Here is a 13,661-nt window from a genome sequence, read left to right as displayed (position 1 = left end):
TGTGGATCTCGACTTCTCCCCGGCTGAGCGGGACTTCCGCGCCGAGGTTCGCGACTGGCTGAGCGCCAACGTCCCCGATCCGCCGCTGCCGTCCATGGACACCGCCGAGGGCTTCCAGGCGCACCGCGCGTGGGAGGCGCGGCTCGCCGCGGCCCGGCTCTCGGTGGTCTCCTGGCCCGAGGAGTACGGCGGCCGCGGCGCCTCCCTCATCGACTGGCTGATCTTCGAGGAGGAGTACTGGGCCGCCGGCGCCCCCGCCCGCGTCACCCAGAACGGCATCTTCCTGCTGGCCCCGTGCCTCATGCGGTTCGGCACCCCGGAGCAGCGCGCCCGCTGGCTGCCGCGCATGGCCAGTGGCGCGGACGTCTGGGCGCAGGCCTGGTCGGAGCCGGAGGCGGGCAGCGACCTCGCCGCGCTCACCTCCCGCGCCGAGCCCGACCCCGGCGGCGGCTGGCGGCTGCACGGGCACAAGACGTGGAGCTCGCGGGCCGCCCACGCCACCCACGGCTTCGGCCTCTTCCGCACCTCGGGGGCGCGGCACAAGGGCCTGACCTACTTCATGTTCCCCCTGGACGAGGTCGCGGTCCGCCCCGTCGCCCAGCTCGACGGGCTGCCCGGCTTCGCCGAGCTGCACTTCGACGGCGTACGGGTCGAGGAGTCGATGGTGCTCGGCGAGGCCGGGCAGGGCTGGCCCATCGCCATGGCCACCACCTCCTCCGAACGCGGCCTCACGCTCCGCAGCCCCGGACGTTTCCTCGCCACCGCCGACCGGCTCCTCGCGCTGGCCCGCGTGTCGGGGGACCCGGCGGCGGCCGACCGGGCGGCGCGGTGCTGGACGGAGGCGGAGGCGTACCGGCTGCACACGTACGCGACCGCGCGCCGCATCATGGCGGGCGAGGAGGCCGGGGCGGCCACCAGCCTGGGCAAGATCTTCTGGTCGGAGCTGGACCTGCGCATGCACGCCCTCGCCCTCGAGCTGCTGGGCGAGCGGGCCGGGGAGACGCCCTGGCTGGACGGCTTCCTGTTCGCGCTGGCCGGGCCCATCTACGCGGGCACGAACGAGATCCAGCGCACCATCGTCGCCGAACGCGTCCTGGGGCTGCCACGATGAACTTCGCCTTCACCGACGAGCAGCTCGCGTTCGGCGCGGCCGTCCGCGACGTGCTCGGGGACGCCTGCCCGCCGGCCGCGCTGCGCGCCGAGCGGCGGCCCGGCTGGCGGCGGCTCGCCGAGCTGGGCCTCTTCGCCGCGCTGGTGCCGCCGGAGCGCGACGGGCTCGGGCTCGGGCTGACCGACGTGCTGCCCGCGCTGGAGGAGACCGGGCGGGCCTGCCTGCCGGGGCCGGTCGCGGAGACCGTCGTGGCCGCGCCGCTGCTGCCCAAGGCCGCCGGCGGCGAGCCGTGCGTGAGCGTGGTCGCTCCCGGGCAGGCGTACGCGGCGGACGCCGACGTCGCGGGCCTCCTCGTGGTGCTCCGCCCGGACGGGTCCCGGCTGGTCGAGGCGGCCGAGATCACCCCCAGGCCGGGCATCGACCCGTGCCGGCCGCTGTTCGCGGTCGCCTACGACGCGTACGAGCCGCTGGAGGCCCCGGCCGAACCCGTGCTGCACCGGCTCGCCGTGGCGACCGCCGCGCAGCTCGTCGGCGTGGCCAGGGAGCTGCTGGCGCGCTCCGTGGCCTACGCCCGGGTCAGGACGCAGTTCGGCGCGCCCATCGGGTCCTTCCAGGCGGTCAAGCACCGCCTCGCCGACGTGGCGGTGGCCGTGGAGTTCGCCGCGCCGCTCGTGTGGCGGGCCGCACTCGCGCTGGACGCCGGAGCGCCCGCCGCCGGCAGGGACGCCAGCGCCGCCAAGGCCGCCGCCGGGGAGGCCGCCGCGCTCGCCGCCGGCTCCGCGCTCCAGGTGCACGGGGCCGTCGGCTACACCGACGAGCTGGATTTGCGGTTCTGGCTGGCCCGCGCCTGGTCGCTCGGGGCCGCGTACGGGACCAGCGCCGTCCACCGCGCCCGCCTGCGGGCCGCGTTGCTCGGCGGCGACGCGCGGAGGTGGCCGTGAAGTTCGGGGTGCCGCTCGGCCTGCTGCATCCGGCCGCGTGGAAGGACGTCGCGGTGGCGGCCGACGAGCTGGGGTTCGAGTCGGTGTGGCTGCCCGAGCACCTGGTGTTCGCCACGGACCTGTCACTCGCCCGCTATCCGGGCGGCGCCGACCCGGGGATCAGGCCGGAGACGCCGCTGTTCGACGCGCCCGCGTACCTCTGCTGGCTGGCCGCGCACACCAGCCGGGTGCTGCTCGGCACCGCCGTGCAGCTCCTCGCCCTGCGCCACCCCTTCGTGTCGGCGCGCGCCTTCGCCACCCTGGACGTGGTCTCGGGCGGGCGGGCCGTGTGCGGGGTGGGGGCCGGCTGGTACCGGGGGGAGTGGGACGCGGCCGGGATCCCGTTCGAGACGCGCGGGGCGCGGCTGGACGAGGCCGTCGCGGTCGTACGGCGGCTGTGGACCGAGCCGGTGGTCGCCCACTCCGGCAGGTTCTACTCCTTCCCGGAGGTCGCCTTCGAGCCCAAACCGGTGCAGCGGCGGCTGCCGGTGCTCGCGGGCGGCGAGTCGGCGGCGGCGCTGCGCCGGGCGGCGCGGCTCTGCGACGGGTGGATCAGCATGCCGCACACCCTCGACTCCATCAGGCCGCAGCTCGACCGGCTGGGGGGCGGGGTGCCGGTGACGGCGCACGCGTACGCGCTGGGCTCGCCCGAGGAGGTCCCGGCGTGGGCGGCGCTGGGCGTGGAGCGGCTGATCGTCCGGCCGTGGACGCGCGGCCGTGACGCGGTCGCCGCGCTGACCGCCTTCGCGGCGCGGTACGGGGTCGGCCGAGATATACAAACGATCGGTCGTTAATGTAGTTTTGCGTTCATGACACAAGACGGCCGGCGGCTGCGCGGGTTGCGCAGCCGCGAGGCGATCCTGGAGCAGGCGGTGAGCCTGGCCTCCGTCGAAGGGCTGGACGGGCTGTCCCTGGGGCGGCTGGCGGCGGCGACCGGCACTAGCAAGTCCGGATTTTTCGCGCATTGGCGCGACAAGGAGCAGCTGCAGCTCGACGCCGTGGAATGGGCCGCCCGCCAGTGGACCGAGCAGATCGTGGCGCCCGCCCTGCGGGCCCCGGCCGGGGTGCGGCGGCTGTTCGCGCTGCACGAGGCGCGGCTGCGGTTCTACGGCGAAGGCGTGCTTCCCGGCGGATGCTTCTTCTTCACCGTCCAGGCCGAGTTCGACGACCGTCCGGGCGCGTTGCGCGACCGCGTCGCGCGGGCCATGAACGACTGGCAGGAGTTCATCCGGCGGCAGGTGGCCCAGGCCGTGGCGATGGGCGAGCTCGTCGAGAGCGTGGACGCCGCCCAGCTCGCGTACGAGATCGACGCGCTCGGCGAGATGGTGATCATCCACTCCCGTCTGCTCGACGGTCCGGCCTCCCTCGTCCACGCCCGCCGCGCCGTGCTGCAACGCCTGCGCGCCCTCTGCCCCGACCCGACGCTTCTCCCGGAGGACTGACCATGACCGAAGACGGCGTGCACGAGCCGGTCCAGGTGCATTTCGACGACCTCGACGCCATGGGCCTGCTGCACAACTCGCGCTACGCCCTGCTGGTCGAGCGGGCGATGAGTGCCTACTGGCAGCGCCTGGGCTGGGCCCCCGACCCGGCCGAGTCGGCGTTCAAGGACGTCTTCCTGGCCGTGCGCGAGTTCAAGGTGACCTACCACGTGCCCATCGCGGGGCCGGGGGAGCCGCTGGTGCACTTCTGGATCGAGCGCCTGGGCCGCACCAGCGGCGTCTACGGCTTCCGCGTGCTGTCGGCCGATCGCGCGGTGGTGCACGCCGAGGGCTATCGCGTCAACGTCAACCTGGACCCGGCCACCCTGCGGCCCGCGCCGTTCAGCGACGAGCTGCGCACCGCCGCCGAACCCCTGCTCCGCCGGGCGGCGGCGGCGTGCTGACGTCCCGCTGGATCGCCGGCTCCGCCGGCGGCCTGCCGGGCCCGCTGGTCGCCGCCCTGACGGACTACCGCACGCACCGGCTGCTCGACCTGCCCGGCATCGCCAGGCACGGTCTGTCGCTGAGCCGCCTGTGGCCGACGCTGCCCGGCGCGGTGGGCATGTGGCTCTGGGCGGACGTCGGCGCCCGCCGGGCCGGCTCGCTGTCGGTGTGGCGTACGGAGGACGATCTGCACGCGTTCGTACGGGTGCCGGCACACGTGCGGATCATGCGCGCGTACCGCCACCGGGGCACGCTGCGGTCCCGCACCTGGCGGCTCGACACGCTGGACCGAGCCGCCCTGCGGCGGGACCTCGAGACGGGCAGAGCCGCCTAGGCGCGGTGGCGGCCCCGGCTGCGCTGGCCGGTCGAGGTGGCGCTGATCGCGCCGACCAGCTCGCGCTCGTCGTGGCGGTGCCGGCGGCCGCGCGGCAGCAGGTCCACGAAGGGCTCCTCGGCGGGCGGGTCCTGGCGGCGGCGGCGTCCCCGGTAGGAGACGGGCGCCGGGGCGGGGCCGTCGAGGACGTCGCCGGTCCAGGCGGGGGCGAAGGCGTCGAACGAGCTGGTGGCCTCCGGGATGACGATCCGCTGGAACGGGCCGGTCTCGAAGACGAACGCGCCCGTGTCGCGCGGGTCGGCGTCGCTGATGCGCCGCATCGGGCCGGTGTCCCAGCACGGCTCGAACGGGCCGACGTCCACCGGCTCGCCGAAGGACTCGGCGTCGGCGTGGCGGCCGGTGCGCCGGTAGGGGTTGTCCACGGCGATGCCGGTGCGCGGGTCGGGGGCGGCGGCGCGGCGGCCACGGCCCCGGCGCAGGGGCGCGGGGTCCGCGAACGGGTCGAAGGGCCGGGCCTCCCTGATGCGGCGTACCTGCTCGGCGGGCGAGGCGTCGCTGCCGCTGCCGCCCGCCGCGACGAGCCGGGCGTCCCTGGACCCGACGGGGGAGGTGCCGGCCGCGACCACGTCGGCGTCGCCCCGCACGAACGGGGTCTCGGCGGCGAACAGGTCGGCGTTCTCCCGCGCGAAGAGGGTCTCGGCGGCGACGCGGTCGAACGTGGTCTCAGCGGCGGTGAGGTCGGCGGCGGTGAGGTCGGCGGCGGTGAGGTCGGCGGCGGACGTGGCGACCAGGTCGGCGGCCGTCGTGGTGATCAGGTCGGGGGTGGCCGTCGCGGCGACGAGGCCGGCCGTGGTGGCCGGTTCGGGCGTGAGGCTCGGGGCCGGGCCCGTGACGAGCTCGGCGGCGCCGGACGCGAGCGTACGGCTCCACGCGGGCCGCGTGACGGGCAGGGCGGCGCCACGGCGCTTGCGGCGGCGTCCCCGGTGGGACGGGACCGGACGCGGGGCGGGGGAGGCGGCGGCAGCGGCGGCGCGTACCCGGTTCTGGCGGGTCTTGGCCACGGCGAGCAGCGCCAGGGCGGCCACCAGCGTCGAGCCGATCAGCGTCGGCGAGGAGATGGCAGGGAGCGGTCCGGTGGCGCTCGCGTCGGCGTGCGTGGGCAGCGGCTCGGCGGTGGCCGCGGTCGTGTCGGCGGTGGTCGGCTTGGCGTGCTTGCCCAGCTTGGTCCCCTGGCCGGGGGCGGCCGGTGCCGGGCTGGCGCCGGTGCCGGTCGTCGTCGCGCCCGTCGAGGAGTCCGTGGTCGCGCCCGCCCGCACGTCGGTGGGGGAGCCGGTGGACCGCTCGGTCTTCTTCGGGGGCGTGGTCTGCTTCTTGGCGGCGGTGGTCCGCTCGCTCTTCCGCTCCGGGGCGGCGGGCCGGGCGGCGAACGGGGGCCGCGCGCCGCTCTCCTGCTCGACGCCGGTCTGCGGGATCATCGCGGTGAGCGAGCCGTCCTGCACGTAGAGCGTGGGGGTGCCGGGGCCGGAGTCGGGCGGCAGCGACCCCTCGACCTCGGACTTCCTCTTGGCCGCCTTCGCGTCGAGCTTGGCCTTGACGACATCGGGGTAGCCGTAGCCGACGACCTTGCTGGTGTCACGCTTCTTGTACTTGGCGACACCGCCGTCGATGTTGCCCTCGATCGTGATGATCTTGTTGCCCTCGACGCGGACCACGACGCCGACGTGGTCGATGCGGTCGATGCTCTTGGAGCCGCCCCAGTCGTAGAAGACGAACGCCCCCGGCTTGGGCTTGTTGCCCCAGGCGCCCTGCTTCTTGAACCACTTCGCGTGCTCCACCGTCCACGCGAACTGCCCCATCCACTCCTCGTAGCCGAGCTTGTGCGCGGCCCAGGAGAGGAGCATGTCGCACCAGGGGGCGGTGGTGAAGGCGTCGTCGAACTCGACGTTCTTGCCGTACCAGTCGCCGAACTTGGTGTACGCGCCGGCCTTCTCGGCGTAGCCGAGCTGGCTCTGGAGCAACTCGATGAACTTCTGCGTCTCTGGCGTCATGGAAGTATGAGGGCACCTTCCGGGCAAGGCCGGTTTCGCCCCACGCCGCACTGGGTAGAGAAGCCCCCTGTGACTGGTGGGACAAGACCGGAGGCTTGTCATCTACCGTGATGAAGCGAGGTTACCGTGCCGTAATACCAGGTCAAGCATGCGCAAAAGGATGGCAAAGCCTGCGGGGCAAGGAAATCGCAGGTCAGGATGCTGCCAGAAATGTCCAGGCGAGCGCTGTTTAACCGTAAAAGATCTTACTGTCCCAAGGGTTAGTAATCAGTAGCCCGCGCCCGTGAGCAGCCCGCCGTCCACGGTGAACTCGCTGCCCGTGCAGTAGCTCGACCGGTCCGAGGCCAGGAACGCCACCACGTGCGACACCTCCACCGGCTTGGCGAAGCGCTTGATCACCATCGCCTTGACGAACGCCTCCGCGTCCACCTCCCGCGCGAGGTCCGGATCGTGCACCATCGGCGTGTTGATCGCTCCGGGATGCACCGAGTTCACCCGGATCCCGAACCCCGCCAGCTCCCGCGCCGCCGACTTCGTGAGGCCGCGCACCGCGAACTTCGAGGCCGCGTACGCCGACAGCCCCGCCGCGCCGATGAGCCCCTCGATGGAGGAGATGTTCACGATCGAGCCGCCGCCGGCCGCCCTCAACGGCTCGATCACCGACTTGACGCCCAGCCAGGCGCCCTTCAGATTGACGTCCACCACCCGGTCGAACTCCTCGGGCGGCATGTCCGCGATGCGGCCGTACCTGAGGATGCCGGCGTTGTTGACCAGCACGTCCAGCCGGCCGTGCAGGCCCACGGCGGTGCCCACGGCCCGCTGCCACTCGGCCGCGCTGCGCACGTCGTGCCGGACGTAGGCGGCGCCCGTCTCCTCGGCCAGCGCCTTGCCCTCCTCGTCCAGGACGTCGCCGAACACCACCCGCGCGCCCTCGGCGAGGAACAGCCGCACGTGCGCCGCGCCCATGCCCCGCGCGCCGCCGGTGATCAGCGCGACCTTGCCGTCAAGCAGCCCCATGATCTCCTCCTGCCGCCACGGCCACCGCGGCCGCCTCCATGGACCGGTAAACCGGGATGCCCGCCGCCGCCGCGACGCGCCGTACCTCGTCCTCGACGCCCGGCGGCGCGCACTCGCCGTTCCTGGTGACGAGCGTGAACCTGGTACGCGGCAGCGTTCCCTGGGCGGCGGCCAGCGCGTGCGCGTAGGCGTACAGGGCCTCGGGGGCGTCGCCGTAGGTGAAGAACGCCTGCACGTTGACGTGCGCCACCACGTCGCGGTACGCCCGCGCCCGCAGGATCGCCGCGACCACGGCGGGCACCAGGTCCGGGCGGCCACGCGGGCCCACCGGCGCCTCCAGGGGGTTGCCGAAGGCCGCCACGCCGAGCCCGCGCAGCTCGCCGGCCACGTCCTCGGGCAGCGGGTCCAGACGCACCCCCGCGGCGTCGAACGCGTCGGCCGCCAGCACGCTCGCGCCGCCGCTCGGCCCCACCACCAGCACCCCGTCCCCGTCGGCCGGGCGGGCGGCGTGGGCCTGGAAGTACGCGAGCACGCCGATGAGGTCGTCCTGGCTCGTCACCAGCGCCGCCCCGGCCTGCTCGGCGACCGCCTCCCACAGGCGCCGGTCGCTCACCAGGCCGCCGGTGTGCGAGGCGGCGGCCGCCCGGCCCTGCCCGGTGCGCCCGCCCACCAGCAGCACGACCGGCCGGTCCAGCGCCCGCAGCGCCTCGTACAGCTCCCGTCCGTCGCGCGGGTCCTCCAGATAGAGGCCGACGGCCCGCGTCTCCTCGTCCCGCGCCAGCCAGCGCAGCAGCTCGGCCGGGGTGACGTCGGCGGCGTTCCCGACGGTGACGACCCGGCTGAAGGCCAGGCCGCGCCGCTCCCCGACCTTGATCACCTCGCCGGCGAGGCCGCCGCTCTGCGAGATCAGCGCCACCGAGCCCGGCGGCCCCAGCCCGCCGCCGACGAACGTCTGCCGGCCGCGCGGGCAGTAGACGCCCATGCAGTTGGGCCCGAGCAGGCGGGTGCCGGCCGCGCGGGCGGCGGCGACCAGCTCGTCCTCCAGCCCTGCGCGGCCCGCCTCGCCGAAGCCGCCGCTCATCACCTGCACGAACGGCACGCCCGCCGCCTGCGCCACCACCTCGGGGCAGCGCTCGGCGGGCACGGCGACCAGCGCGTAGTCCACGTCCGCGGTCTCGGCGGCTTCGGAGAGCGAGCGCACGGCCCGCACGCCCGCCACCTCCTCCGCCTTCGGGTGCACGGCGACCAGCGGGACCCCGGCGGCCCGGTAGAAGTCGAGGAACATGTTCCCGAAGGTGGGCCGCGTGGCGGACGCGCCCACGACGGCCACCGCGCGCGGCTCGAACAGCGGCAGGAAGTCGGCCGTCCCCCCGCGCGTGACGGGCGGGGGCGGCGCGGCGGGCAGATAGCGGGCGTCCACGGCCGTCACGCCGTCCGGGGTGGCGATCACCGGGTTCAGCTCGAACTCGCCGAGCTCCAGCCGCTCCCACAGCCCGCCGGGACCGCCGACCGCCAGCAGCAGCTTGACCAGCGCGGCCAGGTCCACCGGCGGCCGGCCCCTGCTCCCCGCGAGCAGCGGGGCGGCGCGCAGTGAGGCCAGCATGCGCCGCGCGTCCGGCTCCGACACCGGGCACAGCCGCAGCGCCGTGTCCCGCAGCGTCTCCGTCCACACGCCGCCCAGCCCGGCGAGCAGCACCGGGCCGAACGCGGCGTCCCTGACCAGGCCCACGATCAGCTCGACCCCGGCCGCCGCCTGCTCCTCGACCAGGAACCCGGCGAGGTGCGGCACCCGCTCCCGCATCCGGGCCGCCGCGCGGGGCAGCTCGGTCGCGCGCAGCCCGAGCGTCACCGCGCCGGACTCGGACTTGTGCACCAGCTGCGGCCCGAACGCCTTCAGCACCAGCGGCTCGGTCAGCTCCCCGGCCGCGCCGAAGTCCCGCGTGTCCGGGGGGAGCACGACGCCGCGCGGCACCGGCACCCCGGCCTCGCGCAGCATCGCCTTGACGACGTGCTCGTGGACGTGCTCGTGGACGTGCTCCTGGGCGCTCACCCGAGCAGGTGCCCGTACTGGTCGCGGATGGCCTTGCGGAGCAGTTTCCCTGGCCCGCCCGAGGCGTCCTGCGAGTGCGGCAGCTCCTCGGCCACCACGATGTGGTCCGGCCGCCGGTGCTCCGGCAGGGTGTCGGCCAGGGCGAGCGCCAGCTTGGAGGCGTCCAGCGAGTGCCCGGCGCGCGGCACGACGGCCAGCAGGATGCGCTGCTCGGCCGCCCCCTCGGGCACCCCGACGGCTCCCGCCTCGGCCACGCCGTCGAGCGCCGCGACGGCCTCCTCGACCGCGGCCGGCTGCGTCCACACGCCGCCCTTGGCGATCGCGTCCTCGCGCCGGCCCAGCACCCGCAGCACGCCGTCGGCGGAGACGGAGCCGAGGTCGCCGCCGACGTACCACTCGCCGCGCAGCACCTCCGCCGTCCGCTCGGGCAGGCCGTCGTAGCCCGCCATGCGGTGCGGCCCGGCCAGGTTGATCTCGCCCACCTCGTCGATCACCCGGCGGCCCTTCGGGTCGGTGACCCGTACGGCGTTGCCGGTGCGGGCCCGCCCGGAGGAGCCGAGCGGCGTCGAGCCGTCGTCCACCCGGCCCATGCACGTGTACGGGGCCTCGGTCTGCCCGTAATAGGAGTAGACGCCCGCCTCGGGCAGCCGGGCCTTGATCCGGTCCAGCATGGGCGCGGTCAGCGGCTCGCCACCCAGCATGATCACCCGGATGGACGACAGGTCCACGTCCTCGTGCTCCGGCGAGCCGAGCAGCGCCGCGTAGAACGACGGGATCTGCGACACGTGCGTGACCCGCTCGCGCGGCACGACGCGCAGGAAGTTCGCCGGCCCCCAGTCCTGCTCCAGCACCAGGCGCAGGCCCGCGTACAGGGCGGGGCCGACGATGGCGGGGAAGCCGATGCCCCAGATGATCGCGCCGGTGCCGAACACCGCGTCGGGGCCGCGCGGCACGTCCAGCCAGACCTGCGCGGTGGCCAGCGAGGAGGCGTGCGTGTGCACGACCGCCTTCGGCAGGCCGGTGGTGCCCGAGGTGTAGTAGAGCGCGAGCGGGTCGTCGTGGAAGCCGGCGAGCGGCGGCTCGGCGTCCGGGCCGCCGGTCAGCTCGCGGGCGTCGATCCACGTGGTGACCTCGGGCAGCGAGCCCCTGATCCGCTCGACCGTCTCGGCCACGGTCGCGTCGTGCACGAACGCCGTGCAGCCCGACGCGGCGACCACGTCCCGCAGCGTCTCGACCGGCCAGTACGGGTTCAGCGCCGCCGTCACCGCCCCGATCTTGGCCTGCGCCAGGTAGACCTCGGCCACCGTCAGCGTCTCGTTGAGCAGCGCCGCGACCCGCCGCCCCGGGCCGATCCCGGTGGCGAGCAGGGCGTTCGCGCGGCGGTTGACGTTCGCGTTCAGCTCCTCGTAGGTGAAGCTCCGCTCGCCGCAGTACGTCAGCGCCACCCGGTCGGGGGTGCGCAGCGCGCCGGCGGTCAGGATCGCGTGGCCGTAGTTGCCGTACGGTGATGGGGCCATGGGGCGCCTCCAGATCGGCGGGGCTCAGAGGGGGGAATAGAGCACGAAGACGTTTCCCGAGGGATCGCGCAGCACGGCCCGCCGCTCGTGCGGCCCCTCCTCGGGGCCGCGCACCACCTCGGCCCCGCGCGCGGCCAGCTCACGCACGCTCTCCCGCACGTCGTCCACCTTGTACGACGGCGCCGCCCCCGGCGTGACGTGCTCGGCGGGCCCGGCCAGCGCCACGGTGACGCCGCCCCCGTCCAGCGCCGCGAACCGGTCGCCGTCGCGGAACTTCACCGGCAGCCCGTAGAAGGCGATGGCCTCGTCCAGGTCGGCCACCGGGATCAGCACGTTGCCCAGCTTCACGCGGGCCTCCAATGCGGCAACTCGTCGACGAACGTCACCCGCACCGGCATGCCGATGCGTACCTCCTCCGGCGCGCACCCCACCACGTGCCCGAACGCGCGCACGCCCACGGGCAGGTCCACCCACGCCATCACGTACGGCTCCCGCCCCTGGTAGTCAGGCGCGAACGACCGATGAACGACGGTGAAGGTGTGCACCACGCCCGTCCCCGTCACCGGCTCGTACGTCAGCTCGCCGCCTCCGCACCACGGGCACGCCGCCTCGGGGAGGTGCACCCACCGGCCGCAGCCCGCGCAGCGCTGGACGACCAGCTCGCCCCGCGCGCAGGCGGCCCGGTACCCGGCCAGGTGAGCGGGCGGGTCGGGGAGAGGGGGCGTGGCGGTGACGGCGCTCATCGATTGCCAAGCTAGCGCACGCTTGGTTGCCCGGCAAGGCCGCGCCCGGTCACTCGACGGGGGTCAGCGTCCCGACGAGCTCCGACGGCCCGTCCAGGGCTTCCCCGGGGCCGGTGGTGGGGCCGGTTCCAGGGCCGGTCGCGGGGGCGTTGACGGGGCTGGGGGAGTGGGAGGTGGTCGGGGTGGAGGACGGGGTGGGGCAGGCGGGGCCGTCCACGGGGACCTCGCTCACCTGGGGGCCGTTGCCGGACGCGGGCTCGGTCATGACGACGATGCCGGCGTAGACGCGCCGGCCGCAGGCCACCGCGCCGGGGTCGTGGCCGACGGCGCTGGTGTACGACGTGTGGCCGCTCAGGACGCGGGTCTCCTGGTGCAGCGTGGTGGCGGGGGCGTCGTCGCCGTCGCGCCGCGTGTACGTCACCCGCAGCCGCACCTGGCCGGTCCCGTCGGCGGCGACCCGTACCGATCCGCTCCGCCCGCTCCAGGCGGTGATCGTGGCCGCCCGCACGGCCGGATGCGGCCCGCCGGTGCCCGCCTGGCCGGGGGTGGGCCGCGCCGGCGCGGTCGCGGTGGCGGTGGTGGGCGGGGTCCGGCGCGGAGCGGCGGCGCTGGTCCGGCCCGGCGTGGCGGCGGGCGTGCGGGGCGCGGCCTCGCCGGTGGCGCGGGACGTGGGGCGCCCAGTGGGACGAGTCGTAGGACGAGTCGTAGGGCCGGTCGTGGCGTCGGCGGGCGAGGGCGCGGGCTCGGACCTCTCCTCCTCCGGCGGCGGCAGGAGGATCGCCCCGGGCCCGGTGGGCAACCGCCCGCCCGACAGCACGATCCCGATCGCCACCGCCATCACCAGCACGCCCGTCACCCACAGGTGCGGCGGGAGACGCGGCATGCGCGCGAGCCGGTCGCGCAGGGCCACGGCCGCGCCGCCGCCGCTCGTGGCGCGATCCGTGCGCGCCAGCGGGAAGCGGAGAGCCATCAGCGTGGCCAGCTCGGCCAGGTGGCGGCGGCCGCGTTTCTCCCATTCCGGGCCGTAGCCGGCGACCGCGTCCTCCTCCAGCTCGGCGGCGAACGCGCGGGCGGAGGCGTACCGTACGGCCGGGTCCTTGGCGAGGCCGCGCCTGAGCAGGTCGCGCAGCGTGTCCGGCACCACCTCCAGGGGGATCGGCTCGGTCAGGTGCCGGTCCCTGGTGGCCGGCACGTCCAGCTCCTCCTGGCCGCCCTCCCCGGCGGCGCGGAACGGCGGCCGTCCCCTGACCGCCTCGAAGAGCGTGCAGGCGGCGGCGTACAGGTCGGCGGACGGGCCGGCCTCGTGCCGGGTCCACAGCTCGGGCGACATGTACGCCGGGCTGCCCGCGGGCACGCCCGGCTCCTCGGCGTGCACCACGACGCCGAAGTCGGTGAGCTTGCTGGTGCCGTCGGCCTGGACGAGGACGTTCTCCGGCTTGACGTCGCGGTGCGGCACGCCCTTGTCGTGCGCGGCGGCGAGGGCGAGCAGGATGCCCTTGAGCACGGCGAGCGCGGCCTCCGGGGTCACGTGGCCGTGCTCGGCCAGCAGCGCGCGCAGGGTCACGCCGTCCACCAGCTCCATGACGAGCGCCGCGCGGGCGGGGGTCTCGACGTACTCGTAGAGGCGGACGATGTCGGGCTGGTCGAGCTCGACCAGGTGGTGGGTGTCCGACCGGATGCGTTCCATGAACTCGGCGTCCCTGCGCAGCGTGGCGTTCAGGTACTTGATCGCCACATAGGCGCCGGTCGATTCGTACGTGGCGAGGAACACGCGGCCGGTGCGGCCCGCGCCGAGCTGGCGTACTTCGCGGTAACCAGGGACCAAGTCCTACCCCCATACGGCGGCCGTCTCTGGGTTCGACGGTCTCACCCGGGGTGTTGGTTGTCACGAGTGCGGCTATTTCGCCGTGAGTTAACCCCTTATGACGGGAGGTGG

Annotated in this window: 13 protein-coding genes; 6 read left to right on the top strand and 7 right to left on the bottom strand. The window is 75.1% G+C overall.

The window, feature by feature from the left end:
* Nucleotide 1: 1 nt before the first annotated feature.
* The 6 genes from AC27IY_RS15260 to AC27IY_RS15235 are packed head-to-tail and all read left to right on the top strand — an operon-like array spanning nucleotide 2 to nucleotide 4,350.
* Nucleotides 2-1,111: an acyl-CoA dehydrogenase family protein gene (locus AC27IY_RS15260; RefSeq protein ID WP_423445497.1), complete on the top strand. Its 1,110-nt coding sequence runs from the start codon at nucleotides 2-4 to the stop codon at nucleotides 1,109-1,111.
* Nucleotides 1,108-2,052: an acyl-CoA dehydrogenase family protein gene (locus AC27IY_RS15255; protein WP_487178325.1), complete on the top strand. Its 945-nt coding sequence runs from the start codon at nucleotides 1,108-1,110 to the stop codon at nucleotides 2,050-2,052. The genes AC27IY_RS15260 and AC27IY_RS15255 overlap by 4 nt, the downstream gene beginning before the upstream one ends.
* On the top strand, nucleotides 2,049-2,885 hold the full coding sequence (locus AC27IY_RS15250; protein WP_364450335.1) for a TIGR03619 family F420-dependent LLM class oxidoreductase: 837 nt from the start codon (nucleotides 2,049-2,051) through the stop codon (nucleotides 2,883-2,885). The genes AC27IY_RS15255 and AC27IY_RS15250 overlap by 4 nt, the downstream gene beginning before the upstream one ends.
* Nucleotides 2,886-2,900: 15 nt before the next feature.
* Nucleotides 2,901-3,533, top strand: a complete 633-nt coding sequence (locus AC27IY_RS15245) for a TetR/AcrR family transcriptional regulator (protein ID WP_423445491.1) — start codon at nucleotides 2,901-2,903, stop codon at nucleotides 3,531-3,533.
* A 2-nt stretch (nucleotides 3,534-3,535) separates the two neighbouring features.
* Complete coding sequence (locus AC27IY_RS15240) at nucleotides 3,536-3,976, top strand: acyl-CoA thioesterase (protein ID WP_487178324.1); 441 nt, start codon at nucleotides 3,536-3,538, stop codon at nucleotides 3,974-3,976.
* Nucleotides 3,970-4,350, top strand: coding sequence for a hypothetical protein (locus tag AC27IY_RS15235; protein ID WP_423473795.1), 381 nt, complete (start codon nucleotides 3,970-3,972; stop codon nucleotides 4,348-4,350). Before AC27IY_RS15240 ends, AC27IY_RS15235 begins: the two co-directional genes overlap by 7 nt.
* On the opposite strand, the gene AC27IY_RS15230 is transcribed toward AC27IY_RS15235, so the two are convergent.
* From AC27IY_RS15230 to AC27IY_RS15200, 7 genes are all read right to left on the bottom strand, one after another.
* Nucleotides 4,347-6,398, bottom strand: a complete 2,052-nt coding sequence (locus tag AC27IY_RS15230) for a CHAP domain-containing protein (protein WP_487178323.1) — start codon at nucleotides 6,396-6,398, stop codon at nucleotides 4,347-4,349. The genes AC27IY_RS15235 and AC27IY_RS15230 overlap by 4 nt on opposite strands.
* A 267-nt stretch (nucleotides 6,399-6,665) precedes the next feature.
* On the bottom strand, nucleotides 6,666-7,415 hold the full coding sequence (locus AC27IY_RS15225) for a glucose 1-dehydrogenase (RefSeq protein WP_487178322.1): 750 nt from the start codon (nucleotides 7,413-7,415) through the stop codon (nucleotides 6,666-6,668).
* Nucleotides 7,402-9,465: an acetate--CoA ligase family protein gene (locus AC27IY_RS15220; RefSeq protein ID WP_487178321.1), complete on the bottom strand. Its 2,064-nt coding sequence runs from the start codon at nucleotides 9,463-9,465 to the stop codon at nucleotides 7,402-7,404. Before AC27IY_RS15220 ends, AC27IY_RS15225 begins: the two co-directional genes overlap by 14 nt.
* Nucleotides 9,462-10,982 carry a class I adenylate-forming enzyme family protein gene (locus tag AC27IY_RS15215; protein ID WP_487178320.1) on the bottom strand — a complete coding sequence of 507 codons (1,521 nt, stop codon included), beginning with the start codon at nucleotides 10,980-10,982 and terminating at the stop codon, nucleotides 9,462-9,464. Before AC27IY_RS15215 ends, AC27IY_RS15220 begins: the two co-directional genes overlap by 4 nt.
* 24 nt (nucleotides 10,983-11,006) lie before the next feature.
* Complete coding sequence (locus tag AC27IY_RS15210) at nucleotides 11,007-11,330, bottom strand: VOC family protein (RefSeq protein WP_371252946.1); 324 nt, start codon at nucleotides 11,328-11,330, stop codon at nucleotides 11,007-11,009.
* Nucleotides 11,327-11,725, bottom strand: coding sequence for a Zn-ribbon domain-containing OB-fold protein (locus AC27IY_RS15205; protein WP_487178319.1), 399 nt, complete (start codon nucleotides 11,723-11,725; stop codon nucleotides 11,327-11,329). The genes AC27IY_RS15210 and AC27IY_RS15205 overlap by 4 nt, the downstream gene beginning before the upstream one ends.
* A gap of 49 nt (nucleotides 11,726-11,774) precedes the next feature.
* Nucleotides 11,775-13,550 carry a protein kinase domain-containing protein gene (locus AC27IY_RS15200; RefSeq protein ID WP_487178318.1) on the bottom strand — a complete coding sequence of 592 codons (1,776 nt, stop codon included), beginning with the start codon at nucleotides 13,548-13,550 and terminating at the stop codon, nucleotides 11,775-11,777.
* Between the last annotated feature and the right edge of the window lie 111 nt (nucleotides 13,551-13,661).

This window comes from Nonomuraea sp. B208 (assembly GCF_057536035.1).
Note: the sequence above shows the minus strand (reverse complement) of the source record. Positions and strands in the feature narration are given on the sequence as shown.

What these genes read in the sequence shown, in the direction of transcription:
- AC27IY_RS15225 (WP_487178322.1), bottom strand. Translation starts at nt 7,415, where the DNA reads ATGGGGCTGCTTGACGGCAAGGTCGCGCTGATCACCGGCGGCGCGCGG.
- AC27IY_RS15230 (WP_487178323.1), bottom strand. Translation starts at nt 6,398, where the DNA reads ATGACGCCAGAGACGCAGAAGTTCATCGAGTTGCTCCAGAGCCAGCTC.
- AC27IY_RS15245 (WP_423445491.1), top strand. Translation starts at nt 2,901, where the DNA reads ATGACACAAGACGGCCGGCGGCTGCGCGGGTTGCGCAGCCGCGAGGCG.
- AC27IY_RS15255 (WP_487178325.1), top strand. Translation starts at nt 1,108, where the DNA reads ATGAACTTCGCCTTCACCGACGAGCAGCTCGCGTTCGGCGCGGCCGTC.
- AC27IY_RS15240 (WP_487178324.1), top strand. Translation starts at nt 3,536, where the DNA reads ATGACCGAAGACGGCGTGCACGAGCCGGTCCAGGTGCATTTCGACGAC.
- AC27IY_RS15215 (WP_487178320.1), bottom strand. Translation starts at nt 10,982, where the DNA reads ATGGCCCCATCACCGTACGGCAACTACGGCCACGCGATCCTGACCGCC.
- AC27IY_RS15205 (WP_487178319.1), bottom strand. Translation starts at nt 11,725, where the DNA reads ATGAGCGCCGTCACCGCCACGCCCCCTCTCCCCGACCCGCCCGCTCAC.